Source organism: Pseudomonas sp. GZD-222 (genome assembly GCF_049310525.1).
GTDB lineage: Bacteria > Pseudomonadota > Gammaproteobacteria > Pseudomonadales > Pseudomonadaceae > Aquipseudomonas.
In genome coordinates, this window is sequence record NZ_JBMOWO010000007.1 from 22,671 (window position 1) to 49,219 (window position 26,549).

The 26,549-nt window shown below is 60.6% G+C and carries 22 protein-coding genes; 17 read left to right on the top strand and 5 right to left on the bottom strand.

Annotated features, from left to right (window positions below; translation table 11 throughout):
• Window positions 1–109: 109 nt before the first annotated feature.
• Complete coding sequence (locus ACO6VD_RS00600) at window positions 110–1,066, top strand: DMT family transporter (RefSeq protein ID WP_422416307.1); 957 nt, start codon at window positions 110–112, stop codon at window positions 1,064–1,066.
• A gap of 1 nt (window position 1,067) precedes the next feature.
• On the opposite strand, the gene ACO6VD_RS00605 is transcribed toward ACO6VD_RS00600, so the two are convergent.
• Window positions 1,068–2,462: a class II fumarate hydratase gene (locus ACO6VD_RS00605; RefSeq protein WP_422416308.1), complete on the bottom strand. Its 1,395-nt coding sequence runs from the start codon at window positions 2,460–2,462 to the stop codon at window positions 1,068–1,070.
• Between the two features lie 156 nt (window positions 2,463–2,618).
• Here ACO6VD_RS00605 and ACO6VD_RS00610 point away from each other — a divergent pair, with 156 nt between their 5' ends.
• From ACO6VD_RS00610 to ACO6VD_RS00640, 7 genes are all read left to right on the top strand, one after another.
• The gene (locus ACO6VD_RS00610) at window positions 2,619–3,143 is read left to right on the top strand and encodes a DUF2059 domain-containing protein (protein ID WP_128325869.1); all 525 of its coding nucleotides are present in this window, start codon (window positions 2,619–2,621) and stop codon (window positions 3,141–3,143) included.
• 15 nt (window positions 3,144–3,158) lie between these two features.
• Complete coding sequence (locus ACO6VD_RS00615; protein ID WP_400171482.1) at window positions 3,159–3,458, top strand: BolA family protein; 300 nt, start codon at window positions 3,159–3,161, stop codon at window positions 3,456–3,458.
• A 107-nt stretch (window positions 3,459–3,565) separates the two neighbouring features.
• Window positions 3,566–4,504 carry a rhodanese-related sulfurtransferase gene (locus ACO6VD_RS00620; RefSeq protein WP_400171483.1) on the top strand — a complete coding sequence of 313 codons (939 nt, stop codon included), beginning with the start codon at window positions 3,566–3,568 and terminating at the stop codon, window positions 4,502–4,504.
• A gap of 3 nt (window positions 4,505–4,507) precedes the next feature.
• Entirely contained in the window at window positions 4,508–5,140 is a 633-nt protein-coding gene (locus ACO6VD_RS00625; protein ID WP_422416311.1) for a DsbA family protein, read from the top strand.
• Entirely contained in the window at window positions 5,133–6,965 is a 1,833-nt protein-coding gene (locus ACO6VD_RS00630) for an ABC transporter ATP-binding protein (protein WP_422416313.1), read from the top strand. The genes ACO6VD_RS00625 and ACO6VD_RS00630 overlap by 8 nt, the downstream gene beginning before the upstream one ends.
• Window positions 6,966–7,074: 109 nt before the next feature.
• Window positions 7,075–9,531, top strand: a complete 2,457-nt coding sequence (locus ACO6VD_RS00635; protein WP_422416315.1) for an EAL domain-containing protein — start codon at window positions 7,075–7,077, stop codon at window positions 9,529–9,531.
• A gap of 72 nt (window positions 9,532–9,603) precedes the next feature.
• Entirely contained in the window at window positions 9,604–10,356 is a 753-nt protein-coding gene (locus tag ACO6VD_RS00640) for a TenA family transcriptional regulator (protein WP_400171512.1), read from the top strand.
• A 1-nt stretch (window position 10,357) separates the two neighbouring features.
• On the opposite strand, the gene ACO6VD_RS00645 is transcribed toward ACO6VD_RS00640, so the two are convergent.
• The 4 genes from ACO6VD_RS00645 to ACO6VD_RS00660 form a co-directional block, all read right to left on the bottom strand.
• Window positions 10,358–11,098 carry a YciK family oxidoreductase gene (locus ACO6VD_RS00645; RefSeq protein WP_422416317.1) on the bottom strand — a complete coding sequence of 247 codons (741 nt, stop codon included), beginning with the start codon at window positions 11,096–11,098 and terminating at the stop codon, window positions 10,358–10,360.
• Between the two features lie 104 nt (window positions 11,099–11,202).
• A complete protein-coding gene (gene mupP / locus ACO6VD_RS00650; protein WP_400171488.1) occupies window positions 11,203–11,874 on the bottom strand; it encodes an N-acetylmuramic acid 6-phosphate phosphatase MupP in 672 nt (223 codons plus the stop codon).
• A 2-nt stretch (window positions 11,875–11,876) separates the two neighbouring features.
• Window positions 11,877–12,575, bottom strand: a complete 699-nt coding sequence (gene ubiG / locus ACO6VD_RS00655) for a bifunctional 2-polyprenyl-6-hydroxyphenol methylase/3-demethylubiquinol 3-O-methyltransferase UbiG (RefSeq protein WP_422416319.1) — start codon at window positions 12,573–12,575, stop codon at window positions 11,877–11,879.
• 63 nt (window positions 12,576–12,638) lie between these two features.
• Window positions 12,639–13,970: a TRZ/ATZ family hydrolase gene (locus ACO6VD_RS00660; RefSeq protein WP_422416321.1), complete on the bottom strand. Its 1,332-nt coding sequence runs from the start codon at window positions 13,968–13,970 to the stop codon at window positions 12,639–12,641.
• A gap of 110 nt (window positions 13,971–14,080) precedes the next feature.
• On the opposite strand from ACO6VD_RS00660, the gene mtnA reads away from it, so the two are divergent.
• From mtnA to ACO6VD_RS00705, 9 genes are all read left to right on the top strand, one after another.
• Window positions 14,081–15,157 (top strand): S-methyl-5-thioribose-1-phosphate isomerase, encoded by a 1,077-nt coding sequence (gene mtnA / locus ACO6VD_RS00665; RefSeq protein ID WP_422416322.1) that lies wholly within the window; start codon window positions 14,081–14,083, stop codon window positions 15,155–15,157.
• 279 nt (window positions 15,158–15,436) lie between these two features.
• Window positions 15,437–18,082, top strand: coding sequence for a DNA gyrase subunit A (gene gyrA, locus ACO6VD_RS00670; protein WP_422416324.1), 2,646 nt, complete (start codon window positions 15,437–15,439; stop codon window positions 18,080–18,082).
• Window positions 18,083–18,181: 99 nt separating this feature from the next.
• Complete coding sequence (gene serC, locus ACO6VD_RS00675) at window positions 18,182–19,267, top strand: 3-phosphoserine/phosphohydroxythreonine transaminase (RefSeq protein ID WP_422416326.1); 1,086 nt, start codon at window positions 18,182–18,184, stop codon at window positions 19,265–19,267.
• Window positions 19,267–20,361, top strand: coding sequence for a prephenate dehydratase (gene pheA / locus ACO6VD_RS00680; RefSeq protein WP_274293597.1), 1,095 nt, complete (start codon window positions 19,267–19,269; stop codon window positions 20,359–20,361). Before serC ends, pheA begins: the two co-directional genes overlap by 1 nt.
• A gap of 77 nt (window positions 20,362–20,438) precedes the next feature.
• Complete coding sequence (locus ACO6VD_RS00685) at window positions 20,439–22,646, top strand: bifunctional prephenate dehydrogenase/3-phosphoshikimate 1-carboxyvinyltransferase (RefSeq protein ID WP_422416445.1); 2,208 nt, start codon at window positions 20,439–20,441, stop codon at window positions 22,644–22,646.
• Window positions 22,643–23,323 carry a (d)CMP kinase gene (gene cmk / locus ACO6VD_RS00690; RefSeq protein ID WP_422416327.1) on the top strand — a complete coding sequence of 227 codons (681 nt, stop codon included), beginning with the start codon at window positions 22,643–22,645 and terminating at the stop codon, window positions 23,321–23,323. The genes ACO6VD_RS00685 and cmk overlap by 4 nt, the downstream gene beginning before the upstream one ends.
• Before the next feature lie 125 nt (window positions 23,324–23,448).
• Complete coding sequence (rpsA, locus tag ACO6VD_RS00695; RefSeq protein WP_400171495.1) at window positions 23,449–25,125, top strand: 30S ribosomal protein S1; 1,677 nt, start codon at window positions 23,449–23,451, stop codon at window positions 25,123–25,125.
• A gap of 249 nt (window positions 25,126–25,374) precedes the next feature.
• Window positions 25,375–25,674, top strand: a complete 300-nt coding sequence (gene ihfB, locus ACO6VD_RS00700; protein WP_422416329.1) for an integration host factor subunit beta — start codon at window positions 25,375–25,377, stop codon at window positions 25,672–25,674.
• On the top strand, window positions 25,667–25,906 hold the full coding sequence (locus ACO6VD_RS00705; protein ID WP_422416447.1) for a LapA family protein: 240 nt from the start codon (window positions 25,667–25,669) through the stop codon (window positions 25,904–25,906). Before ihfB ends, ACO6VD_RS00705 begins: the two co-directional genes overlap by 8 nt.
• The last annotated feature ends 643 nt before the right edge of the window (window positions 25,907–26,549 follow it).

A 26,549-nucleotide genomic window follows, 5' to 3' on the forward strand; every position in this document is an offset into this window, starting at 1 on the left:
CCAACAGGGAATGAAGTACTGAATTCTTTTCCGTAATTGTACCTGTCGGCCCAGGCCTCCCAGCCCGTAGAATCCAGTCTCCCCCCACCACAGGGCATTTGAGGCTGGTATGCACATTTCTTCCGGACGCTGGGTCTATGGCCTTTCTCTTTCGCTGTTGACCGCATTGCTCTGGGGCATCCTGCCGATCAAGCTCAAGCAGGTGCTGCAGGTGATGGACCCGATCACCGTCACCTGGTTTCGCTTGCTGGTGTCTGGCGGCCTGTTGCTGGCCTGGCTGGCGGCGAGCAAACGCCTGCCGTCGTTCGGCCGGCTCGGGCGCAACGGCTGGGGGCTGGTGGCGTTGGCGACCGGCGGGCTGGTCGGTAACTATGTGCTGTACCTGATGGGTTTGAACCTGCTCAGTCCTGGCACCGCGCAACTGGTCGTGCAGTTGGGGCCGGTACTGCTGCTGGTGGCCAGTGTGTTCCTGTTCAAGGAGCGCTTCAGCCTCGGCCAGGGCATGGGCCTGGTCATCCTGCTCATGGGCTTCGGCCTGTTTTTCAATCAGCGCCTGGAAGAGCTACTGACTTCGCTGAGCGTCTACACCACGGGTGTGCTGACCATTGTCCTGGCAACCACCATCTGGGTGTTCTACGCCCTGAGCCAGAAGCAATTGCTGACGGTGTGGAATTCGATGCAGGTGATGATGGTGATCTACCTGTGCTGTGCGGTGCTCCTGACACCGTGGGTGCATCCGCTCGAAGCGTTGCAACTGAGCCCGTTGCAAGGCTGGCTGTTGCTCGCCTGCTGCCTGAACACCCTGGTGGCTTATGGTGCCTTCGCAGAGGCCCTGGCTCACTGGGAAGCCTCCAAGGTCAGCGCCACCCTGGCGATCACGCCCTTGATCACCTTCGTTGCGGTCGCCCTGGCGGCCTGGTTCTGGCCTGACTACGTGCACGCTGAGCAGATCAACACGCTGGGCTACATCGGTGCCCTGGTGGTGGTGCTGGGCTCGGCGCTGACTGCGCTGGGCCCATCGATCATGGCCGGCTGGCGGGCCAGGCGCGTACGCCTGGCCCGTTGAGTCAGCCTTTCTTGCCGGGCTCGAGCATGTCTTGCGGGCGTACCCACTGGTCGAATTGCTCGTTGGTCAGGTAACCCAGAGTCAAGGCCGCCTCGCGTAACGTGCGGCCTTCGCTGTAGGCCTTTTTGGCGATTTCCGCCGCCTTGTCGTAACCGATGTGCGGGTTGAGCGCAGTGACCAGCATCAGCCCGCGCTCCAGGTGCGCCGCCATCTGTTCGGCATCCGCTTCGATACCGGCCACGCAGTGCTGCTGGAAGTTGCGGCACCCGTCGGCCAGCAGCTCGATGGACTGCAGCAGGTTGTGAATGATTACCGGCTTGAACACGTTCAACTGCAGGTGGCCCTGGCTGGCGGCAAAGCCGATAGCGGTATCGTTGCCCAGCACCTGGCAGGCCAGCATCGACAGTGCCTCGCACTGGGTCGGGTTGACCTTGCCGGGCATGATCGAGCTGCCTGGCTCGTTGGCTGGCAGGCGCACCTCGGCAAACCCGGCGCGGGGGCCGGAGCCGAGCAGGCGCAGGTCATTGGCCAGTTTCATCAGCGCCACCGCCAGGGTTTTCAGGCCGCCGGACAGGGTGGTCAGCGGCTCATGCCCAGCGAGGGCAGCAAATTTGTTCGGCGCAGTGACGAAGGGCAGACCGGAAAGGGCGGCCAGCTCTGCGGCGATTGCCTCGGCAAAACCGTGAGGGGCGTTGAGGCCGGTGCCGACGGCGGTGCCGCCCTGGGCCAGTTCGCACACCGCAGGCAACGCGGCACGAATCGCGCGCTGGGCGTAGTCGAGTTGGGCCACGTAGGCCGAGATTTCCTGGCCGAAGGTGATTGGCGTGGCATCCATCATGTGCGTGCGCCCGGTCTTGACCAAGTGCTGATGGCGCGCCGAAAGCTCTGCCAAGCCTGCCGACAGTTCGGCAATAGCCGGCAGCAGGTGGTGTTGAACGGCCTGGGCGGCGGCGATGTGCATGGCCGTGGGGAAGCAGTCGTTGGAACTCTGGGAGCGGTTGACATGATCGTTGGGGTGAACCGGGATCTTGCCCCCGCGGCCTTTGCCGGCCAGTTCGTTGGCCCGCCCGGCGATCACTTCATTGACGTTCATGTTGCTCTGGGTGCCGCTGCCGGTTTGCCAGACGACGAGTGGAAATTGCTCGTCGAGCTGGCCGTCGAGCACCTCGTCAGCCGCCTGTTCGATCAGCCGGGCAATATCGGCCGGAAGGTCTCCGTTGCGGCTGTTGACCCGTGCGGCGGCTTTTTTGATCATCGCCAGCGCATGCAGGACAGCCGGGGGCATACGCTCCTTGCCGATGGCGAAATTGATCAGCGAGCGCTGCGTCTGGGCACCCCAATAGGCCTGGTCAGGAACTTCGACCTGCCCCAGGCTGTCAGTTTCGATACGGCTCATGCTGCGATCACTCCCTTGTGGTCTGAATTCGCAGTTTAGGTCCCTTTTTGTCGCAGCGGTTCCATCGCTCGTCGACCCACTTGAGTGCCGTGCCCGAGTCGGCGCAGAATGCTCTACTCTGGGGTACTACCTCCTCTGTCTAATGAAGGAATTCCGATGACCCGTCTTCGCGCCCTTTGCACCGCTGTTGCGCTGGTCTGCGCCAGCGGCCAGGTGCTTGCCGACACCGCCAGCCACAACGCCAGTGCCGAAAAATTCCTCATGATGGCGCACGCTGACAAGCTCGGCACCCCGGTCTACATGCAGGTGCAACAGATGTTTGCCCAGCGTTTCGAACAGACCAAGGCCCCAGCCTCGAAAAAATCCGTGCTCGACAGCTACCAGGCCAAGGCCAACGCCGCCCTGGACCAGGCCATTGGCTGGAACAAGCTCAAGCCTGACATGGTCAAGCTCTACACCAGCACCTTTACCGAAAGCGAGCTCAAGGACCTGGTAGCTTTCTACCAGTCGCCGCTGGGCAAGAAAGTCCTGGAAAAAATGCCTCAGGTTACCCAGCAGTCGGCGCAGTTGACCCAGCAGAAGCTGGAAAGCGCGGTACCGGTGGTCAACAAGCTGCTGGCTGACATGACCAAGGAACTCGATCCGAACGCTGGCAAGGCCGCCGCGCCAGCGAAGAAGTAAGACCCGGAGCCGTCCATGTCCATGCAGCAAAAGATTGAACAAAGCCTGGCCGCGCTGGCGCCACAGCACCTTTCAGTGCTCGACGAAAGCCATATGCACAGCCGTGGGCAAGAAACCCACTACAAGGCCGTGCTGGTCAGCGAGCAGTTTGAAGGCCTGAACAGCGTCAAGCGCCACCAGAAGGTCTACGCCACCCTCGGTGAGTTGATGGGTCAGGTCCATGCCCTGGCCCTGCACACCTACACCCCCGACGAGTGGCAGAAGGTCGGCGCAGCCCCCGCTTCACCCACCTGCGCAGGTGGCAGCAAACACTGATTTCATCGTCAGGTTTTTGCTAGAATGTGCAACGCGCCGCTCGTCGGCGCGTTTTTTTTGTCATCCGGTCCGCCCCTTACGAGGGTGACCACCTGGAGATTTACTGCATGACCCAAGCTATCGTCGTGGCGGCGCTGTACAAATTCGTCACCCTGAAAGATTACGTCGAGCTGCGCGAGCCGCTGCTCGAAAGCATGGTTGCCAATGGCGTCAAAGGCACCCTGTTGTTGGCCGAAGAAGGCATCAACGGCACCGTGTCCGCTACCCGTGAAGGTATCGACGGCCTGCTGGCCTGGCTGCGCAGCGATGCGCGCCTGGTGGATATCGATCACAAGGAATCCTACTGCGACGAACAGCCGTTCTATCGCACCAAGGTCAAACTCAAGAAAGAGATCGTCACCCTTGGCGTGCCGGGCGTAGACCCGAACCACAAGGTCGGTACCTACGTCGAGCCGCAGGACTGGAACGCGCTGATCAGCGACCCTGAGGTGCTGCTGATCGACACCCGCAACGACTACGAAGTGGCGATTGGCACCTTCGAAGGCGCGATCGACCCGAAAACCACGACCTTCCGTGAGTTCCCCGAGTACATCAAGGCCAACTTCGACCCGGCGCGGCACAAGAAAGTCGCGATGTTCTGCACCGGTGGCATTCGTTGCGAAAAAGCCTCCAGCTACATGCTCGGTGAAGGTTTCGAAGAGGTCTATCATCTTAAAGGCGGGATCCTGAAATACCTCGAAGAGGTGCCGCAGGACGAAAGCCGCTGGCAGGGCGACTGCTTCGTGTTCGACAACCGGGTCACCGTGCGTCACGACCTGACTGAAGGCGACTACGACCAGTGCCATGCCTGCCGTACCCCGATCAGCGTTGAAGACCGTGCGTCCGAGCACTATTCGCCAGGTATCAGCTGCCCGCATTGCTGGGACAGCCTCAGCGAAAAGACCCGACGCAGCGCCGTTGACCGGCAGAAGCAGATCGAGTTGGCCAAGGCCCGCAACATGCCGCACCCGATCGGCCATAACTACCGCAAAGCTGCCGAGGCCTGATAGATGTCCGCTCGCCTGCTCTATGTGATGGACCCGATGTGTTCCTGGTGCTGGGGGTTTGCGCCGGTTGCCCAAGCCCTGATTGCCCAGGCGCGCGACGCCGGGATCGACACCCACCTGGTGCCCGGTGGTTTGCGCACCGGCAGCAGTGCGCTGGATGCATCGACCCGTGGCTACATCCTTGAGCACTGGCAAGCGGTCAATGAGGCCACTGGCCAGCCCTTTACCCTTGAAGGCGCGATGCCGGAAGGCTTTGTCTATGACACCGAGCCGGCCTGCCGCGCCCTGGTGGCCGCGCGTGGTCTTGACCCGCAACGCACCTGGGCATTGCTCGCAGCCATCCAGCAGGCCTTCTATCAGGGCGGCGAAGACGTCACCCGTGCCCCCGAGCTGGTGGCGTTGGCCGAACAGGTCGGTTTTGAGCGGACGGTGTTTGCCGAGCGCTTTACCAGTACTGAAGTGCGTGCGGCCACAGCCTCCGACTTCACCTGGGTACAGGACCTGGGCATTGCCGGGTTTCCAACCCTGCTGGCCGAACGCAACGGCCAGTTGGCGTTGCTGACCAATGGCTACCAGTCACTCGATTCGCTAAGCCCATTGCTCGGCCGCTGGCTGCAGCAGGCTGCCTGTGCTTGACGTACCAGGGTCACCCGACCCTGTGCCGGGGCCGGCGCCAACTGTTGCCGATCGACTGAGCTGGGCGGAAATTCGCCGCCTGGCCCTGCATCATAAAAAAGCCCTGTGGATCGCCAACGGTGTCGCCGTGCTGGCGGCTCTGTGCAGCGTTCCTATCCCGTTACTGCTGCCGTTGCTGGTCGACGAAGTCTTGCTCGGGCACGGCGATGCCGCGCTCAAGTGGATGAATCAGCTGCTTCCGGGCAACTGGCAAGTGGCGGCCGGCTATATAGGTATCATGCTGGCACTGACCTTGTGTCTGCGTTGTGCCGCGCTGGCCTTCAATGTGGTGCAGGCCAAGCTGTTCGCCGGCCTTGCCAAGGACATCGTCTATCGCCTGCGCATCCGCCTGATCGAGCGGCTCAAACGGATCTCGCTGAAAGAATACGAAAGCCTGGGCAGTGGTACGGTGACCACCCACCTGGTTACGGACCTGGATACCCTCGACAAGTTTGTCGGCGAGACCCTGAGTCGTTTCCTCGTTGCCATGCTGACCCTGACCGGTACCGCCGCAATCCTGATGTGGATGCACTGGAAGCTGGCGCTGTTGATCCTGCTGTTCAACCCCTTGGTGATTTTTGCCACAGTGCAGTTGGGCAAACGGGTCAAACACCTGAAAAAGCTCGAGAATGACAGCACCTCGCGCTTCACCCAGGCGCTGACCGAAACCCTGGATGCAATCCAGGAAATTCGTGCCAGCAATCGCCAGGGCTATTTCCTCGGCCGCCTCGGTTTGCGTGCCCAGGAAGTGCGCAACTATGCCGTGGCTTCGCAGTGGAAGAGCGATGCCAGCGGCCGCGCCAGTGGCCTGTTGTTCCAGTTCGGTATTGATATCTTCCGTGCTGCGGCGATGCTGACCGTGCTGTTTTCCGACCTATCGATCGGGCAGATGCTGGCAGTGTTCAGCTACCTGTGGTTCATGATCGGTCCGGTCGAACAGTTGCTGAACCTGCAGTACGCCTACTACGCCGCTGGCGGTGCGCTGAGCCGCCTCAACGAGCTGCTGGCGCGCGCCGACGAGCCGCAATACCCGGGCGGCGTCGATCCGTTCAAGGGCCGCGACACCGTGGGCATCGAAGTGCAGGGGCTGCGCTTTGCCTATGCCGACGAGCCGGTGCTTGACCAGTTGAACCTGTCCATCGCCCCGGGTGAAAAGGTCGCTATCGTCGGTGCCAGTGGGGGTGGCAAGAGCACCCTGGTGCAGTTGCTGCTCGGACTCTACAGCGCCCAGGCCGGTACTATTCGCTTCGGTGGCTCGACCTTGCAGGAGATCGGCCTGGAAACCCTGCGTGAGCATGTCGCTGTGGTGCTGCAGCATCCGTCGCTGTTCAACGACACGGTACGCGCCAACCTGACCATGGGCCGCGACTGCAGCGACGAAGCCTGTTGGCAGGCGCTGGGCATTGCCCAGCTCGAGACGACCATTGCCGCGTTGCCCCGTGGCCTGGACACCGTGGTCGGGCGTTCCGGCGTACGCTTGTCGGGCGGGCAGCGCCAGCGCCTGGCGATCGCGCGGATGGTTTTGGCCGAGCCCAAGGTGGTGATTCTCGACGAAGCCACTTCGGCCCTTGATGCGGCCACCGAATACAACCTGCACCAGGCGCTTGCGCGCTTCCTCAGTGCGCGTACCACGTTGATCATTGCCCACCGTCTGTCAGCAGTGAAGCAGGCAGACCGCGTACTGGTCTTCGATGGCGGGCATGTGGCCGAGGATGGCGATCATCAGCAATTGATTGCCGATGGTGGTTTGTACGCCAAGCTGTATGGTCATTTGCAACAGAGTTGAGTGCAAAGTGGCGAGTAAATGAGAAAAGCTCTCCAGTATTGAGCCTAAATAGCCTAGGCTGTGCCTTTACAAGATAGAGATTCATTCGGCTCTGTGTGCAAGGGACCTCATGAAGCGAAAAAGGACTCTCGAAGCCCCGAATTTGTTGGGCATCATCTGGCCGTTTGTTGCCGTGGTGTTGTTTCAGGCATTACTGGGGGGGATCAGCCTGTACGCGTTGTCGGCGGTGCGTGGTTATGTGGCGGGGGAGAGCCTCTGGTCCAAGGGGCAGAAGGACGCGATCTACTACCTCAACCTGTATGCCGATAGCCGCGACGAGGCCGTATTCCAGAAGTATCAGAAAGCCTTCGCCGTGCCGCAGGGCGGGCATGACCTGCGTGCGGCCCTGGATTTGCCAGTCCCGGACCTGGACGCTGCGCGGCGTGGCATTTTGCAGGGCGGTAACCACCCTGACGACATCTCCAGTGTCATCTGGTTGTACTTGAACTTTCGTCAGGTTAGTTACCTGGAAAAGGCCATCGAGCTGTGGGCGGTGGGTGACAGCTTCCTCAGTCAGCTCGACGGCGTTGCCCGACAGATGCACGAAGGCTTTCGTTCCGGCACGGCAACTGCCGCTGACGTGGCCGAATGGAAAGCACGTATTGCGACCATCAACGACGGTGTAACGCCGGCGGCCCGAGCGTTCAGCGACGCCTTGGGTGAAGGCTCGCGGGTGTTGTTGCGGGTGCTGTTGCTGACCAACCTTGCCACCGCCCTGTTCCTGATTGCCCTGGCCTGGATGCGCTCGAGCAAATTGCTGGCCCAGCGCCAGGCCTTTGCCAACGCCTTGCAGGTGGAAAAAGAGCGAGCGCAAATCACCCTGGAGTCGATTGGCGACGGTGTGATCACCACCGACGTCGAAGGCTGCATCGCCTACATGAACCCGGCTGCCGAACAACTGACCCACTGGCATGCCGCCCAGGCGCAGGGGCTGCCCTTGGCGGCTTTGTTCAGCCTGCTGGATGACAATGCCGAAAAAGACAGCCTGACCCTGGTCGAGCGCATTCTCAGTGGCGGCCTCAGTGGCGGCAGCGAACACACCAAATTGATCCAGCGCCTGGATGGCAGCACGGTGTCGGTGACTTTGGTTGGCGCACCGATCATGGCCGATGGCAAGATCAGCGGCATCGTTCTGGTGCTGCATGACATGACTCAGGAGCGCCAGTACATCGCCAACCTGTCCTGGCAGGCGACCCATGACGCACTGACCGGTCTGGCCAACCGCCGCGAGTTCGAGTACCGCCTCGAGCAGGCACTCAATGCCCTGGCGCGCAAGCCGGCGCGGCATGCCTTGATGTTTCTCGATCTCGATCAGTTCAAGCTGGTCAACGACACCTGCGGGCATGCAGCCGGAGATGAACTGCTGCGACACATTTGTGCCGTGCTGCAGGCGGGGCTGCGCGACGGTGACACCCTGGCGCGATTGGGCGGCGATGAGTTCGGCATTCTTCTCGAGAATTGCCCGCAGGAGCAGGCCGAACGTATCGCCGAAAGCCTGCGCCAGGCGGTCCAGAGCCTGCATTTCGTGTGGAAAGGTCGCCCGTTCATGACCACCGTGAGTCTGGGCCTGGTACACATCGCTCAAGCTCCTACCACCCTTGAAGCCTCCCTGCGCGCCGCCGACATGGCGTGCTACATGGCCAAGGAGAAGGGGCGCAACCGCGTGCAGGTGTACCACGCCGACGACAGCGAGCTGTCCATGCGCTTCGGCGAAATGGCTTGGATCCAGCGTCTGCATGTGGCGTTGGAGGAGAACCGTTTCTGTCTATACGCCCAGGAGATTGCCGCCCTTGGCGCGCATGACGGGGCAGGGCACATAGAGATTCTCCTGCGCCTGCAGGATGAAAGCGGGCGGATCATTCTCCCGGACAGTTTCATTCCTGCTGCCGAGCGCTATGGTCTGATGACGGCGCTGGATCGTTGGGTGGTACGCAGTGTCTTTGAGGTCATTCGCCAGTGCCTGGATGAACGGCGTGAAGGCCCCTTGGCCATGTGCGCGATCAACCTGTCCGGCAGCAGCATCGGCGATGACAAGTTCCTCGAGTACCTGCGGCGCCTGTTCGGCGAGTACGGGATTCCGCCGCAGATGATCTGCTTCGAGATCACCGAGACCAGTGCAATTGCCAACCTGGGCAGTGCCATACGCTTCATCAATGAGCTCAAAGGCCTGGGTTGCCGATTCTCGCTGGATGACTTCTGTGCCGGGATGTCGTCGTTCGCCTACTTGAAGCATCTGCCGGTAGACTTCCTGAAAATCGACGGCAGTTTCGTTAAAGACATGCTCGATGATCCGGTCAACCGGGCTATGGTTGAAGTCATCAACCATATCGGTCATGTCATGGGCAAACGCACCATTGCCGAATTCGTCGAAACGCCGTTGATTGAGCAGGCCCTGCAGGAAATAGGCGTCGACTACGCCCAGGGGTACCTGATCGAGCGCCCGCAGGTGTTCACCTGCGACAGCTTGCAACGCCAACGGATTGCCGCAAGGCCCTTGCTGTTCAAGGCACCAGGGACTTTTCGCTGAAGATCCGCACACATAATCACAAGGAACAAGGAGCTGACAGTGATTGACGCGTTTATCCGTACCGGTCCATTGATGGACCCCACCAGTTACCCGCTCTGGGCTCAGCAGTTGATCAAGGACTGTCACGAGAGCAAGCGTCGGGTGGTCGAACACGAACTCTATCAGCGCATGCGCGACGGGCGGCTCAGTGGCCGGACCATGCGCCAGTACCTGATTGGCGGCTGGCCGGTGGTTGAGCAGTTCTCCCTGTACATGGCCAAGAACCTGACCAAGACCCGCTACGCGCGCCATCCCGGCGAAGACATGGCGCGTCGTTGGCTGATGCGCAACATTCGCGTCGAGCTCAATCATGCGGATTACTGGCTGTACTGGAGCCAGGCCCATGGCGTCAGCCTGGAGGATCTCCAGGCCCAGGACGTACCGACCGAACTCAATGCCCTGAGCGACTGGTGCTGGCATACCTGCGCAACCGATTCGCTGGTGGTCGCTATCGCAGCGACCAACTATGCAATCGAAGGGGCGACCGGCGAATGGTCAGCGGTAGTGTGTTCGACCGGTGTGTATGCCGAAGGCTTTCCCGAGGAGGGTCGCAAGCGCGCCATGAAGTGGCTGAAGATGCACGCCCAGTACGACGACGCCCACCCATGGGAAGCGCTGGAAATCGTCTGCACCCTGGCTGGCAATCACCCGTCCCAGGCATTGCAGGCGGAGCTGCGTCGGGCGGTGTGCAAGAGCTACGACTACATGTTCCTGTTCCTTGAGCGCTGCATGCAGCAGGAACAGCGCCAGCCCGCCCGTGTCCAGGCGGAACTGGCCGAAAGCTGAGTTACTGGGCGTTGAACGCCTGGCCGTTGATGCCAGTGCTGTCAGGGCCCATCAAGTACAGGTACACCGGCATGATCTGCTCGGGCAGCGGGTTGTTTTCCGGGTTCTCGCCCGGATACGCCTGGGCACGCATGCTGGTGCGGGTGGCGCCCGGGTTGACGCTGTTGGAGCGTACCGGCGCCACGCCTTCCAGTTCGTCAGCGAGGGTCTGCATCAGACCTTCGGTAGCGAACTTCGACACCCCGTAGGCACCCCAGTAGGCCCGGCCTTTGCGCCCGACGCTGCTGGAGGTGAAGATCACCGAAGCATCCTGGGACAGCTTGAGCAGTGGCAGCAGGGTGCTGGTGAGCATGAACATGGCATTGACGTTGACTTGCATCACGCGCATGAAGTTGTCGCCGGACAGCTGCTCCAGTGGCGTGCGCGGGCCGATGATCGAGGCGTTGTGCAGCAGGCCGTCGATATGGCCGAACTCGGTCTCGATCATGGCTGCCAGCTCGTCGTACTGATGCGGCAGGGCGGTTTCCAGGTTGAACGGGATCACTGCAGGCTTGGGATGGCCAGCTGCTTCGATCTCGTCGTAGATCTGGCCCAGGTTGCCTTCGGTCTTGCCCAGCAGCAGTACAGTCGCACCGTGTGCCGCGTAGGCCTTGGCGGCCGCAGCGCCGATTCCGCGACCAGCGCCGGTGACCAGGATGGTCCGGCCTTTGAGCAGGTCGGGGCGGGCGGAGTAATCGAACATGGGGTTACCTCTTGATTGTGTTGACTCATCGCGGGGCAAGCCCGCTCCTACAGGTTCTACATGATCTCTGTGGGAGCGGGCTTGTCCCGCGATCCTTGTCGAAATCAGCAGCCGCAAAGCGCGCTATCAAGCACCTTGCGCAGCTCCAGCGGATGATCGACCACCACATCCGCACCCCAGTTGTTAGGGTTGTCATCTGGATGAATATAGCCGTAGCGTACCGCCGCTGTGCGAGTCCCGGCATCACGGCCAGACTCGATGTCACGCAGGTCGTCACCGACGAACAGCACGCTGGCCGGGTCCAGGTTGAGGGTCTTGCAGGCAAGAATCAGCGGCTCGGGATCCGGCTTGCTGTTCTTCACGTGATCCGGGCAGATCAGCAGTGCCGAGCGTTCGGCCAGGCCCAGCTGCTGCATGATCGGTTCGGCGAAACGAACCGGCTTGTTGGTCACCACACCCCACAACAGGTTGCCTTTCTCTATATCGGCCAACAGCTCGGCCATGCCGTCATAGAGCTTGCTATGGACCGCGCAGCCCTGCTGGTAGCGCTCGAGGAACTCCAGGCGCAAGGCTTCGAATTCTGCGGCTTCAGGGTCGAGATTGAAGGTGACCGAGACCATGGCCTTGGCGCCGCCGGAGACCACGTCGCGGATGCGCTGGTCGTCAACGGCGGGCAAACCACGCTCGGCGAGCATCGCCTGGCAGATGGCGATGAAGTCCGGCGCCGTGTCGAGCAGGGTGCCGTCCATGTCGAAAAGTACTGCTCTCAGGCGCATGCTCATTCCTCTCGCAGGGTCTGGATCATGTAGTTGACGTCGACATCGCTGGCCAGCTTGTAGTGCTTGGTCAGCGGGTTGTAGGTCAGGCCGATGATGTCTTTGACGTTCAGGCCGGCGTCACGGCTCCAGGCACCCAGCTCGGAAGGGCGGATGAACTTCTTGAAGTCATGGGTGCCGCGCGGCAGCAGCTTCATGATGTATTCGGCGCCGATGATCGCGAACAGGTAGGCCTTGGGGTTGCGGTTGATGGTCGAGAAGAACACCTGGCCGCCGGGCTTGACCATGCGGTAGCAGGCACGGATTACCGATGAAGGGTCCGGGACGTGCTCAAGCATTTCCAGGCAGGTGACCACGTCGAATTGCTCGGGCATTTCTTCGGCCAGGGCTTCGGCAGTGATCTGCCGATACTCGACCTGCACGCCGGATTCGAGCTGGTGCAACTGGGCGACGGCCAGAGGCGCTTCACCCATGTCGATACCCATGACGGTGGCACCGCGCTGAGCCATGGCTTCGCTGAGGATGCCGCCGCCGCAGCCGACGTCGAGGACTTTCTTGCCGGCCAGCTTGACCCGTTCGTCGATCCAGTTGACCCGCAGCGGGTTGATGTCGTGCAGCGGCTTGAACTCGCTTTCGCGGTCCCACCAGCGGTGTGCCAGGGCTTCGAATTTGGCGATTTCGGCGTGGTCGACGTTGCTCATGGAGCGCTCCTCTGAAACTTTGATTAAAGGTGTTACGGGCTCGCAGCCGCAGCTGCCAGCCAGTTATTCGGTACGCTCGGCAATCCGCTGGCCCCAGGCACAGGCGGCGGCATGCAGCGCCTGCTCGTCCATGCGGGTCAGGCGGCGCTCGTCGAGCAGTTGCTTGCCGGCAACCCAGACATGCTTCACGCAGTCACGGCTGCTGGTGTAGATCAGTTGTGACACCGGCTCATAGATTGGTTGCTGGGCCAGGCCGGAAAGGTCGAAGGCCACCAGATCGGCAGCCTTGCCCACTTCCAGCGAACCGGTCAACGCGTCCAGGCCCAGTGCCCGGGCACCGTTGAGGGTGGCCATGCGCAACGCCCGGTGGGCATCCAGGGCGGCCGCCGAGCCGGCCACGGCTTTGGCCAGCAGGGCTGCGGTACGGGTTTCGCCAAGCAGGTCGAGATCGTTGTTGCTGGCCGCACCATCGGTTCCCACCGCTACGTTGACCCCCGCCTGCCACAGGCGCTCGACCGGGCAGAAACCACTGGCCAGCTTGAGGTTGGATTCCGGGCAGTGCACCACACTGGTGTTGCTTTCTACCAGCAGGGCCAGGTCTTCGTCGCTGACCTGGGTCATGTGTACCGCCTGCAGACGCGGCCCGAGCAAGCCCAGGCGGGCGAGGCGCGCCAGCGGGCGCTCGCCGCGGGTGGCCAGCGATTGCTCCACTTCGAAGGCAGTTTCGTGAATGTGCATATGAATCGGCGCATCGAGCTCTTCGGCAATGACCCGGATCTTCTCCAGGTTCTCATCGCTCACCGTGTAGGGCGCATGAGGGCCCATCGCCACAGTGATGCGCGGGTGATGGCGCAGATCTCCAAACAGTTCGACACCCAGGTGCAGGGCTTCTTCGGTGCTGCGTGCGCCAGGAATCGGGAAATCCAGCAGTGGCACGGCGATCTGCGCGCGGATGCCACTGTTGTGCACCCGTTCGCTGGCGATCTTGGGGAAGAAGTACATGTCGGAAAAACAGGTGACGCCACCTTTGATCTGCTCGGCAATGGCCAGGTCGGTGCCGTCACGGACGAATGCTTCATCAACCCAGCGTCCTTCTGCGGGCCAGATGTGCTCTTCGAGCCAGGTCATCAGCGGCAGATCGTCGGCCAGGCCCCGGAACAACGTCATTGCAGCGTGGCCGTGGGCGTTGATAAGCCCCGGGCTGAGCAGGCAGCCAGGCAGCTCGCGGGTTTCGCTGGCAATAAAGCGCTCTGCCTCGGCTCGGGGACCGATGAAAACAATCTGCCCATCGCGGATACCCAGGCCATGATCCTTCAATACCACCCCGGCAGGTTCGACAGGCACCAGCCAGGTCGGCAGGAGCAGCAGGTCGAGCGGCGTTGCGGGTTTGGGCATGGCAGGATTTTCCTCGGGCACAGGGGGCTGAGGGCGAAGTATACCCGAGCGTCTGCGCCTGGGGCTCGCTATAATCGTACGCTTTTGATGTCCGAATGATGGGGTGAGGCATGCGCGATCGGCTACTGGCAGAAGAGAAGGTGAAAGCCATCGATTGGCGCAATGGTGTCCTGTACCTGCTCGATCAACGCGCGCTGCCATTGGAACAGACCTGGCAAGCCTGTACCGATGCGGCTGAAGTGGCTCAGGCCATTCGTTCGATGGTCGTGCGTGGCGCCTCCGCCATTGGTATCAGCGCCGCTTATGGCCTGGCCATGGCGGTGCGCCAGCGTCTGGCGCAGGGCGACGATTGGGAGATGGCCCTGGAAGAGGATTTCGAACTCCTGGTCCACTCGCGTCCCACCGGCGCCAACTTGTTCTGGGCGCTCAACCGCATGCGTGAGCGCCTGTTGCGGCTCAAGGATGGCGATGACGTGGCGGCGATCATGGCGGCCGAAGCCGTGGCCATCCATGACAGCGATCGTGAGGCCAACCTGACCATGGCCCAGCTGGGCGTCGAGCTGATTCGCAAGCATCAGGGCAACGAGCAGGCCGTGCTGACCCATTGCAACACCGGCGCTTTGGCTACCGGCGGCTTTGGCACTGCGTTGGGGGTGATTCGTGCGGCCTACCTGGAAGGCATGGTCGAGCGCGTTTACGTCGATGAAACCCGGCCCTGGTTGCAGGGTTCACGCCTGACGGCCTGGGAGCTGGCCGGCGAGGGCATCCCGCTGACCGTTAATGCCGACGCTGCCGCCGCCCAGCTGATGAAGACCAAGGGTATTACCTGGGTTATCGTCGGCGCCGACCGCATCACTGCCAATGGTGACATGGCCAGCAAGATCGGCACTTACCAACTGGCCGTCAATGCCATGCACCATGGCGTGCGCTTCATGGTCGTGGCGTCGAGTTCGAGCATTGACATGAACCTGGACAGCGGCGAAGACATTCTGCTTGAGGAACGCGATGCCAGCGAGTTGCTGGCGGTTGGCGGCACACGGCTGGGTGCCGATGTCGAAGCCTTCAATCCGGTATTTGATGTGACTCCGGCGGATCTGATCGATGTGATCGTGACCGAGAAGGGCATCGTCGAGCGCCCGGACACCGTAAAGATGGCGCAACTGATGTGTCGCAAGCGTTTGCATTGAGTCTTTAGTGTCCGCCTGCGGCCTGTTGTGGCGGCTAACGGGCGTTACTGACGAGCAGTAGGGTAGTAGTGCCGCAGCCTACTCCCACCGTCTGGGCGATTGTGGTAACATCCGACGGTTTCCAAGGCAGGCCTGCGGGGCTGTCTTTACTGCGCAAATCCATGGCTTAACTTGTTGATTTGTCGTAAGTCGCTGCAAGGAGTCACTTTGCAGCGGCGAGCTTCGTTCGTCCCATATGGATGTGACGAGGTTTCACCAGAAAAAGGAATCAGGCTTCTCATGGGCGAACTGGCCAAAGAAATCCTCCCGGTCAATATCGAAGACGAACTGAGACAGTCCTACCTCGACTACGCGATGAGCGTCATTGTCGGGCGTGCACTGCCCGATGCGCGTGATGGCTTGAAGCCCGTGCATCGCCGCGTTCTGTATGCGATGAGCGAACTGGGTAACGACTGGAACAAACCGTACAAGAAATCCGCCCGTGTGGTCGGTGACGTGATCGGTAAGTACCACCCGCATGGTGATACTGCCGTTTACGACACCATCGTACGTATGGCTCAGCCGTTCTCGCTGCGTTACCTGCTGGTCGATGGCCAGGGCAACTTCGGTTCGGTGGACGGCGACAACGCCGCGGCCATGCGATACACCGAAGTGCGCATGACCAAGCTGGCGCACGAGCTGCTGGCGGACCTGCACAAGGAAACCGTCGACTGGGTGCCCAACTACGACGGCACCGAGCTGATCCCGGCGGTCATGCCGACCAAGATCCCCAACCTGCTGGTCAACGGTTCCAGCGGTATCGCCGTGGGCATGGCGACCAACATTCCGCCACACAACCTCGGTGAAGTCATCGACGGTTGCCTGGCGCTGATCGACAACGCCGACATCACCGTCGATGAACTGATGCAGTTCATTCCGGGCCCGGACTTCCCGACTGCCGCAATCATCAACGGCCGTCAGGGCATCATCGAGGCCTACCGCACCGGTCGTGGCCGCATCTACATGCGTGCGCGTTCGATTGTCGAAGACATCGACAAGGTCGGTGGCCGTCAGCAGATCGTCGTCACCGAGCTGCCTTACCAGCTGAACAAGGCGCGTCTGATCGAGAAGATCGCCGAGCTGGTCAAGGAAAAGAAACTCGAAGGCATCACCGAGCTGCGCGACGAGTCCGACAAGGACGGTATGCGTATCGTCATCGAGCTGCGCCGTGGCGAGGTGCCAGAGGTCATTCTCAACAACCTCTACGCCCAGACCCAGCTGCAGAGCGTTTTCGGCATCAACGTGGTCGCGCTGATCGACGGCCGTCCGCGGGTGCTGAACCTCAAGGACCTGCTCGAAGCCTTTGTTCGCCACCGTCGCGAAGTGGTTACCCGCCGCACCGTGTTCGAACTGCGCAAAGCCCGCGAGCGTGGCCATATCCTTGAAGGTCAGGCGGTTGCCCTGTCCAACATCGATCCGGTCATCGCCCTGATCAAGGCTTCGCCGACTCCGTCCGAAGCCAAGGAAGCGCTGATCAGCACACCTTGGGAATCCAGTGCTGTGCAGGTAATGGTCGAGCGCGCTGGCGCAGACTCCTGCCGTCCGGAAAACCTCGACGAGCAGTTTGGCCTGCGCGATGGCAAGTACTTCCTGTCGCCAGAACAGGCTCAGGCTATTCTTGATCTGCGTCTGCACCGCCTGACCGGTCTTGAGCACGAGAAGCTGCTGGCCGAGTACCAGGAGATCCTCAAGCAGATCGGCGAGCTGATTCGCATCCTCAACAGCGCCGAGCGCCTGATGGAAGTGATTCGCGAAGAGCTGGAACTGATCCGCGCTGAATACGGCGATGTGCGCCGCACCGAGATTCTCGATGCGCGTCTGGACCTGACCCTGGGTGACATGATCCCGGAAGAAGACCGGGTAGTGACCATCTCCCACGGCGGCTATGCCAAGACCCAGCCACTGGCGGCCTACCAGGCCCAGCGTCGCGGCGGTAAAGGCAAGTCGGCTACTGGCGTCAAGGACGAGGACTACATCTCGCACCTGCTGGTCGCCAACAGCCACACCACGCTGCTGCTGTTCTCCAGCAAGGGCAAGGTGTACTGGCTGAAAACCTACGAAATTCCGGAAGCTTCCCGTGCTGCCCGCGGTCGACCACTGGTCAACCTGCTGCCGCTGGACGAGGGCGAGTACATCTCGACCATGCTGCCGGTCGAGGAATACACCGAAGGTCACTTCATCTTCATGGCCACCGCCAACGGCACTGTGAAGAAAACCCCGCTGGAGTCCTTCAGCCGTCAGCGCAGCGTCGGTCTGATCGCCCTGGAGCTGGACGAAGGCGACGTACTGATTTCCGCGGCCATCACCGATGGCGAGCGTGAGGTCATGCTGTTCTCCGACGCCGGCAAGGTAACCCGCTTCAAGGAGTCCGACGTTCGTGCCATGGGCCGTACCGCCCGCGGTGTGCGCGGCATGCGTCTGGCTGAAGGGCAGAAGCTGATCTCGATGATCATTCCGGAGGAGGGTAGCCAGATCCTCACCGCCTCCGAGCGTGGTTTTGGCAAGCGTACCGAAATCGGCGAGTTCCCTGAGTACAAGCGTGGCGGTCAAGGCGTTATCGCCATGGTCAGCAACGAGCGTAACGGCCGCCTGGTCGGTGCCGTGCAGGTGCAGGATGGCGAAGAAATCATGCTGATTTCCGACCAGGGCACCCTGGTCCGTACCCGCGTCGGCGAGGTCTCCAGCCTGGGTCGTAATACCCAGGGCGTGACCCTCATCAAGTTGGCCAGCGACGAGACCCTGGTGGGTCTGGAGCGTGTCCAGGAGCCTTCCGAAGAGGAAGGCGACGAGGACTACGAGGAAGATGCGGACGCCGTTGCAGCCGTTGAAGCCGATGACGTACCAGAGGCCCAGGCCGCTGGCGACGAAGAGGCGCCGCAGGAATAACTAACACCGTAGCGTAACCCTGGTGGGGTGGTCGGAGAGGTGCAGTCTTTGCGTTCTCCGCCCAGCTCCACGGACATCATGAGCAGAGCGAGAGTGGATGTGAGCAAACGAGCCTTTAACTTCTGCGCAGGCCCTGCTGCGCTTCCCGACGCTGTCCTGCAGCGCGCCCAGGCTGAAATGCTGGACTGGCGTGGCAAAGGCCTGTCCGTGATGGAGATGAGTCACCGTAGCGATGACTACGTGGCCATTGCCGAGAAGGCCGAGCAGGATCTGCGCGACCTGATGTCCGTTCCCTCCAACTACAAGATTCTCTTCCTGCAGGGCGGTGCGAGCCAGCAATTCGCTGAGATCCCGCTGAACCTGCTGCCTGAAAATGGCACTGCCGACTATATCGAAACCGGTATCTGGTCGAAGAAAGCCATCGAAGAAGCCCGTCGCTTCGGCAACATCAACGTTGCTGCCAGCGCCAAATCCTACGACTACCTGAGCATCCCTGGTCAGAACGAGTGGAACCTGACTCCGGGCGCCGCTTACGTGCACTACGCCTCGAACGAGACCATCGGTGGTCTGGAGTTCGACTGGGTGCCGCAGACCGGTGACGTACCGCTGGTGGTCGACATGTCTTCGGACATCCTCTCGCGTCCGGTCGACGTCTCCGATTTCGGCTTGATCTACGCCGGCGCGCAGAAAAACATCGGCCCTAGCGGTCTGGTGGTGGTCATCGTCCGTGAAGACCTGCTGGGCCGCGCCCGCAGCAGCTGCCCGACCATGCTCGACTACAAGGTCGCGGCCGACAACGGCTCTATGTACAACACCCCGGCGACTTACTCCTGGTACCTCTCGGGCCTGGTCTTCGAGTGGCTCAAGGAGCAGGGCGGTGTTGATGCGATGGAGAAGCGCAACCGCGCCAAGAAAGATCACCTGTACGGCTTCATCGACAGCAGCGATTTCTACAGCAACCCGATCAGCGTTAACGCCCGTTCGTGGATGAACGTGCCGTTCCGCCTGGCCGACGAGCGTCTGGACAAGGCCTTCCTCGCCGGTGCTGACGCGCGTGGCCTGCTCAACCTCAAAGGTCACCGTTCGGTGGGCGGCATGCGTGCTTCGATCTACAACGCCCTGGGCCTGGACGCCGTTGAGGCGCTGGTGGCCTACATGGCTGAATTCGAGAAGGAGCACGGCTGATGTCGGAGCAGGAACTCAAGGCGCTGCGGGTGCGCATTGACAGCCTCGACGAGAAAATTCTCGAGCTGATCAGTGATCGTGCTCGCTGCGCGCAAGAAGTGGCGCGGGTCAAGACCGCGACCCTGGCTGAGGGCGAGGTGCCGGTGTTCTACCGGCCCGAGCGTGAGGCTCAGGTGCTCAAGCGCGTCATGCAACGCAACCAGGGGCCGTTGGGCAACGAAGAGATGGCGCGTTTGTTCCGCGAAATCATGTCCTCGTGCCTGGCCCTGGAGCAGCCGCTCAAGGTTGCCTACCTGGGCCCTGAAGGTACCTTCACCCAGGCTGCGGCGATGAAGCACTTTGGCCATGCTGTGATCAGCAAGCCGATGGCGGCCATCGACGAAGTGTTCCGTGAAGTGGCGGCCGGTGCCGTGAACTTCGGCGTAGTGCCGGTGGAAAACTCCACCGAAGGTGCGGTCAACCACACCCTCGACAGCTTCCTTGAACATGACATGGTCATCTGTGGCGAAGTCGAGCTGCGTATTCACCATCACCTGCTGGTGGGCGAAAACACCAAGACCGACAGTATCAGCCGCATTTACTCCCACGCCCAGTCCCTGGCCCAGTGCCGCAAGTGGCTGGATGCTCACTACCCGAACGTCGAGCGCGTCGCTGTGTCGAGCAACGCCGAGGCGGCCAAGCGGGTCAAGGGTGAGTGGAACTCGGCGGCCATCGCCGGCGACATGGCGGCGGGCCTGTATGGCTTGACCCGTCTGGCCGAGAAGATCGAAGACCGTCCGGACAACTCCACGCGCTTCCTGATGATCGGTAACCAGGAAGTGCCGCCGACCGGCGACGACAAGACCTCGATCATCGTCTCCATGAGTAACAAACCGGGTGCTTTGCATGAGTTGCTGGTGCCGTTCCACGAGAACGGTATCGACCTGACTCGTATCGAGACCCGTCCGTCGCGCAGTGGCAAATGGACCTACGTGTTCTTCATCGATTTCATCGGTCACCACCGCGATCCTTTGATCAAGGCCGTGCTCGAGCAGATCAGCCAGGAAGCGGTGGCCCTCAAGGTGTTGGGTTCCTATCCCAAGGCGGTACTCTGAGACAATGAGTGACGTGCACGCAGATTTGAATAGGGCCCTGCTCCGTGGTTGAAGTCGTGGTAAACAAAGTCGAGCCGCTGATCGGTCGCCTGGTGGTGGTCGGTCTCGGGCTCATCGGCGGCTCTTTCGCCAAAGGCTTGCGTGAAAGCGGTCTGTGCCGTGAGGTGGTCGGTGTCGACCTGGATCCGCAGTCGCGCAAGCTGGCGGTGGAGCTGGGCGTGGTCGACCGCTGCGAAGAAGACCTGGCTACTGCCTGCGTTGGCGCTGATGTCATTCAGTTGGCGGTGCCGATCCTGGCCATGGAGAAACTCCTGGCCCGTCTGGCGCAACTCGACCTCGGCCAAGCGGTGCTGACCGATGTCGGCAGCGCCAAGGGCAATGTAGTGCGTGCCGCGCGCGAGGCGTTTGCCAAGCAGCTGGCGTACTTCGTGCCCGGGCACCCGATTGCCGGTTCCGAGCAAAGCGGGGTGGAAGCTTCCAATGCCGCGCTGTTCCGACGCCATAAAGTAATCCTTACGCCGCTGGCTGAAACCGATCCTGAGGCGCTGGCGCTGGTCGACCGGCTCTGGCGTGCACTGGAGGCCGATGTCGAGCATATGCAGGTCGAGCGCCATGACGAAGTCCTGGCGGCGACCAGTCATTTGCCGCACCTGCTGGCCTTTGGCTTGGTCGATTCGTTGGCCAAGCGCAATGAAAACCTGGATATCTTCCGTTACGCTGCCGGAGGTTTCCGCGATTTCACAAGAATCGCCGGAAGCGACCCGGTCATGTGGCACGACATTTTTCTCGCCAACCGCGAAGCTGTTCTGCGCACACTCGATACATTTCGCAGCGATCTCGACGCCTTGCGCGACGCGGTCGATGCAGGGGATGGGCATCAATTGCTGGGCGTTTTCACGCGCGCCCGGGTTGCCCGCGAGCATTTCAGTAAAATCCTGGCCCGCCGGGCCTATGTGGACGCTATGAACTCCAACGACCTGATTTTCCTGGCAAATCCTGGTGGCCAATTGTCTGGCCGAATTCGCGTACCAGGCGACAAATCGATTTCCCATCGCTCGATCATGCTGGGTTCCCTGGCCGAAGGCACCACTGAAGTCGAAGGCTTCCTTGAGGGTGAAGACGCGCTGGCGACCCTGCAGGCCTTCCGCGACATGGGCGTGGTCATCGAAGGCCCGCACCATGGTCGGGTGACCATTCACGGTGTTGGCCTCAATGGCCTGAAGCCGCCACCGGGCCCGATCTATCTGGGCAACTCCGGCACCTCTATGCGTCTGCTGTCTGGCCTTTTGGCGGCGCAGCCGTTTGACACGGTGCTGACCGGCGATGCCTCGCTGTCCAAGCGTCCGATGAACCGAGTAGCCAACCCCCTGCGGGAAATGGGCGCGGTGATCGAGACGGCCGCTGAAGGCCGTCCGCCGATGACCATCCGTGGCGGTCATACGCTCAAAGCCCTGACTTACACCCTGCCAATGGCCAGTGCCCAGGTGAAATCCTGCCTGCTGCTGGCGGGCCTGTATGCCGAAGGCAAGACTACCGTCACCGAGCCTGCGCCTACCCGTGACCATACCGAGCGAATGCTCCGTGGTTTCGGCTACAGCGTTGATGTCAATGGCCCGACTGCTTCCCTGGAATCGGGTGGCAAGCTGACCGCGACCCATATCGAAGTGCCAGCCGATATTTCCTCGGCAGCCTTCTTCCTGGTTGCGGCTTCGATTGCCGAAGGTTCGGAGCTGGTCCTTGAGCACGTCGGTATCAACCCGACCCGAACCGGCGTGATTGATATCCTCAAGCTGATGGGCGGCGATATCACCCTGGAAAACCAGCGTGAAGTCGGTGGTGAGCCGGTCGCAGACCTGCGTGTACGTGGCGCTAAGCTCAAGGGTATCGAGATCCCCGAGCACCTGGTGCCGCTGGCGATCGACGAATTCCCGGTGCTGTTCGTCGCCGCGGCCTGTGCCGAGGGGCGTACCGTACTGCGTGGTGCCGAAGAGCTGCGGGTCAAGGAATCCGACCGCATCCAGGTCATGGCCGATGGCTTGCTGACCCTGGGTGTGAAGTGCGAGCCGACTCCAGACGGCATCATCATCGATGGCGGCCCGATCGGCGGCGGTGAAGTGCACGGGCATGGCGATCACCGTATTGCCATGGCATTCAGCGTTGCCTCGCTGCGTGCCACTGCACCGATCCGCATCCATGATTGCGCCAACGTCGCTACGTCCTTCCCGAACTTCCTGGCCTTGTGCGCCGAAGTCGGGATCCGTGTTGCTGAAGAGGGCAAGTCGTGAAGGCGCCGGTCATTACTATCGACGGTCCAAGTGGCTCGGGTAAAGGTACCGTTGCTGGCCTTTTGGCGCGGGAGCTGGGTTGGAAGCTGCTGGATTCGGGCGCGCTGTATCGCCTTCTGGCCTTTGCCGCCAGCAATCACGGCGTCGACCTGACCAACGAAGAGCTGCTGGTCAAGCTGGCTGCGCACCTGGATGTGCAGTTCATCGCCGCCGAGCCTGGCAAGCTGCAGCAGATCATTCTCGAGGGTGAGGATGTCAGCAACGTCATCCGTACCGAAACAGTGGGTGCCGGGGCTTCCATGGTCGCTTCGCTGCCGGCAGTGCGCGACGCGTTGCTGCAGCGCCAGCGGGCGTTTCAGGAAGCACCGGGGCTGATTGCCGACGGTCGCGACATGGGCACGGTGGTGTTCCCTGATGCGCCACTGAAGGTTTTTCTGACCGCCAGCGCCGAGGAACGTGCCCGTCGCCGCTACTTGCAGTTGAAGGGCAAAGGCGAAGATGTTAGTCTGTCGAGTCTGCTAGATGAGATTCGTGCGCGCGATGAGCGCGACACCCAGCGCGCAGTGGCCCCGCTCAAACCGGCGGCCGATGCGATTCAACTGGATTCCACGGAGTTGTCCATCGAGCAGGTGTTGCAACGCATCAAGAGCGAGATCGCCCAGCGCGATATCGCCTGATGACCAGGGAAGCAGGCAGGGGCACCAGTCAACGTCCTGTCGGCTTTCCTTTATATGAACGAAACCCACATTGTCTGGAATGTGGCTGATGGGCGTATGTTTCGCCCTTATTTACAGGAATTAAAATGAGCGAAAGCTTTGCAGAACTCTTTGAAGAAAGCCTGAAAACCCTCAATCTTCAGCCGGGTGCGATCATCACCGGTATCGTTGTCGACATCGACGGCGACTGGGTTACCGTACACGCTGGCCTGAAGTCCGAGGGCGTCATCCCGCTCGAGCAGTTCTACAACGAAGCTGGCGAGCTGACCATCAAGGTCGGTGACGAAGTTCACGTTGCGCTGGACGCGGTCGAAGACGGCTTTGGCGAAACCAAACTGTCCCGTGAAAAAGCCAAGCGCGCCGAGTGCTGGATTGTTCTGGAAGCAGCTTTCGCCGCCGAAGAAGTGGTCAAGGGCGTTATCAACGGTAAGGTTAAAGGCGGCTTCACTGTCGACGTTAACGGTATCCGTGCGTTCCTGCCGGGCTCCCTGGTTGATGTCCGCCCAGTGCGCGACACCACCCACCTGGAAGGCAAAGAGCTGGAATTCAAGGTCATCAAGCTGGACCAGAAGCGCAACAACGTTGTCGTTTCCCGTCGCAGTGTCCTGGAAGCCGAAAACAGCGCCGAGCGCGAAGCTCTGCTGGAATCGCTGCAGGAAGGCCAGCAAGTCAAAGGTATCGTCAAGAACCTCACCGACTACGGCGCATTCGTTGACCTGGGCGGCGTTGATGGCTTGCTGCACATCACCGACATGGCCTGGAAGCGTATCAAGCACCCATCGGAAATCGTCAACGTTGGTGACGAGATCGATGTCAAGGTTCTGAAGTACGATCGCGAGCGTAACCGTGTATCCCTGGGCCTGAAGCAACTGGGTGAAGACCCATGGGTTGCTATCAAAGCTCGTTACCCAGAAAGCACTCGCGTAATGGCGCGTGTTACCAACCTGACCGACTACGGCTGCTTCGCAGAGCTGGAAGAAGGCGTGGAAGGTCTGGTGCACGTTTCCGAAATGGACTGGACCAACAAGAACATCCACCCTTCGAAAGTCGTACAAGTCGGCGACGAAGTGGAAGTTATGGTTCTGGACATCGACGAAGAGCGTCGTCGTATCTCCCTGGGCATCAAACAGTGCAAGTCCAACCCATGGGAAGACTTCTCTGGCCAGTTCAACAAGGGCGACAAGATCTCCGGCACCATCAAGTCGATCACCGATTTCGGTATCTTCATTGGTCTGGACGGCGGCATCGACGGCCTGGTTCACCTGTCGGACATCTCCTGGAACGAAGTCGGCGAAGAAGCCGTACGTCGCTTCAAGAAGGGCGACGAGCTGGACACCGTCATCCTGTCTGTTGATCCAGAGCGTGAGCGCATCTCGCTGGGCATCAAGCAGCTGGAAAGCGATCCGTTCTCCGAGTACGTTCAAGCGAACGACAAGGGTGCAATCGTTAAGGGTGTTGTAAAAGAAGTTGACGCCAAAGGCGCCATCATCACCCTGGCCGACGACATCGAAGCTACTCTGAAAGCTTCCGAAATCAGCCGTGACCGCGTTGAAGACGCGCGTAACGTCCTGAAGGAAGGCGAAGAGATCGAAGCCAAGATCATCAGCGTTGACCGTAAGAGCCGTGTCATCAGCCTCTCCATCAAGTCGAAAGACGACGCTGAAGAGAAAGAAGCCATCCAGAGCCTGAAAGAAACTGCTCCGGAAGCTGCTGATACCACCATGGCCGCGCTGCTGCGTCAGGCAATGGCCAAACAGAACTAAGTTCTGCTTGGATCAAAAAAAGGGCGACTTCGGTCGCCCTTTTTTATGCCTGCGATTTAGTGTTGCCGCAGGCGTCGTTGCAGCTGCAACCCTTGTGGACGCTGGCTTTGGCCGCGCGTCCAGAATGCTTGCTTGAAGGGGGGGAACAAGAATCCTCGATTAAGTCAATAACCACCCTGTTCAAAAGCTTCAGGTCATGCTAAAAACAATGAAGCAATGATCTAGCTGCTTGATAAAGAAGGGAAAAATATGACGAAGTCGGAGCTGATCGAACGTATTGTCACCCATCAAGGGCTGCTCTCATCCAAGGATGTCGAGCTGGCCATCAAGACCATGCTTGAACAAATGTCTCAGTGCCTGGCGACCGGAGATCGCATTGAGATTCGGGGCTTTGGCAGCTTTTCCTTGCACTACCGTGCGCCAAGGGTAGGGCGTAATCCCAAGACGGGGCAGTCCGTCAGTCTAGATGGCAAGTTTGTGCCGCATTTCAAACCTGGCAAAGAGCTTCGGGATCGGGTGAACGAGGATGAGCAAGATAACCATGCGTAATCTCAAGCGCGCCTTGGTGGTGCTGTTCGTCCTTGTATTGGTGATGCTTGTGTTGTTCTTCGTGCTGGAAAACCAGCAGGCTGTTGCCTTGGTCATGTTTGGTTGGTCAGCGCCGTCGATGCCCGTTGCAGTGCCGGTGGTGGCTGCCTTGCTGCTGGGTCTTGCGATAGGCCCATTGTTAGGGGCCTATGGCGTGTGGCGTGGTAAGCGTCGGTTGCGGTCGGCACCTTGAGGTATCGACCTGCTCAATAGTGTTGTCTTTTCTTGCGGATCACTGTGATTTCGCCGAAAGGGGGTCTTAGCTCCAAGTCAGTCTGAAAGATAACTCTGAAGACGGATTATTCCACCCTTTCAGTCCTCATGGCGCCATTCGTGGTGTCATCGCCTGATCTAGGAACTGCTCCCGGATTTCAATCTCGGTGAGATCGAGGCGCTAAGTGTTATCCATATCCATGTCTAGCAGGTAAGTCGTCCTGCGGATTTTTCTGCAGACTTTTAGTTTCGATTAAGGTCCGTTGTCCAGGCATGCCACGGAGGGGGCTGGTTGGGAATTCCCGGGGCGAAACTCTAAAGCGGTTTGGCGCGCAAACAAGCAGTCGATGACAGTCGCGAGCCGGGCTTTGGGTGACCGTTCGGCAGTCCGCAGGGTGCTGGTCGGAGGTGAAGGAACTTATTTTGCTAGCGGATGATCTATTTCTGATCGAAGTGTTGGTAAAGTAGCCCGAGGACGCGCGGTACTAGCGGGTAGGCAAATGGCCGCTACGCTTTAGCTCAAGGTCAGGCCAAGCTACCTGGCACTTGGAGTGCTAAAGTCGTCCAAGGTGTTGCATTAGCACTCCTCAAGCACGAACACAAGTTAGACAGACCCAAGGAAA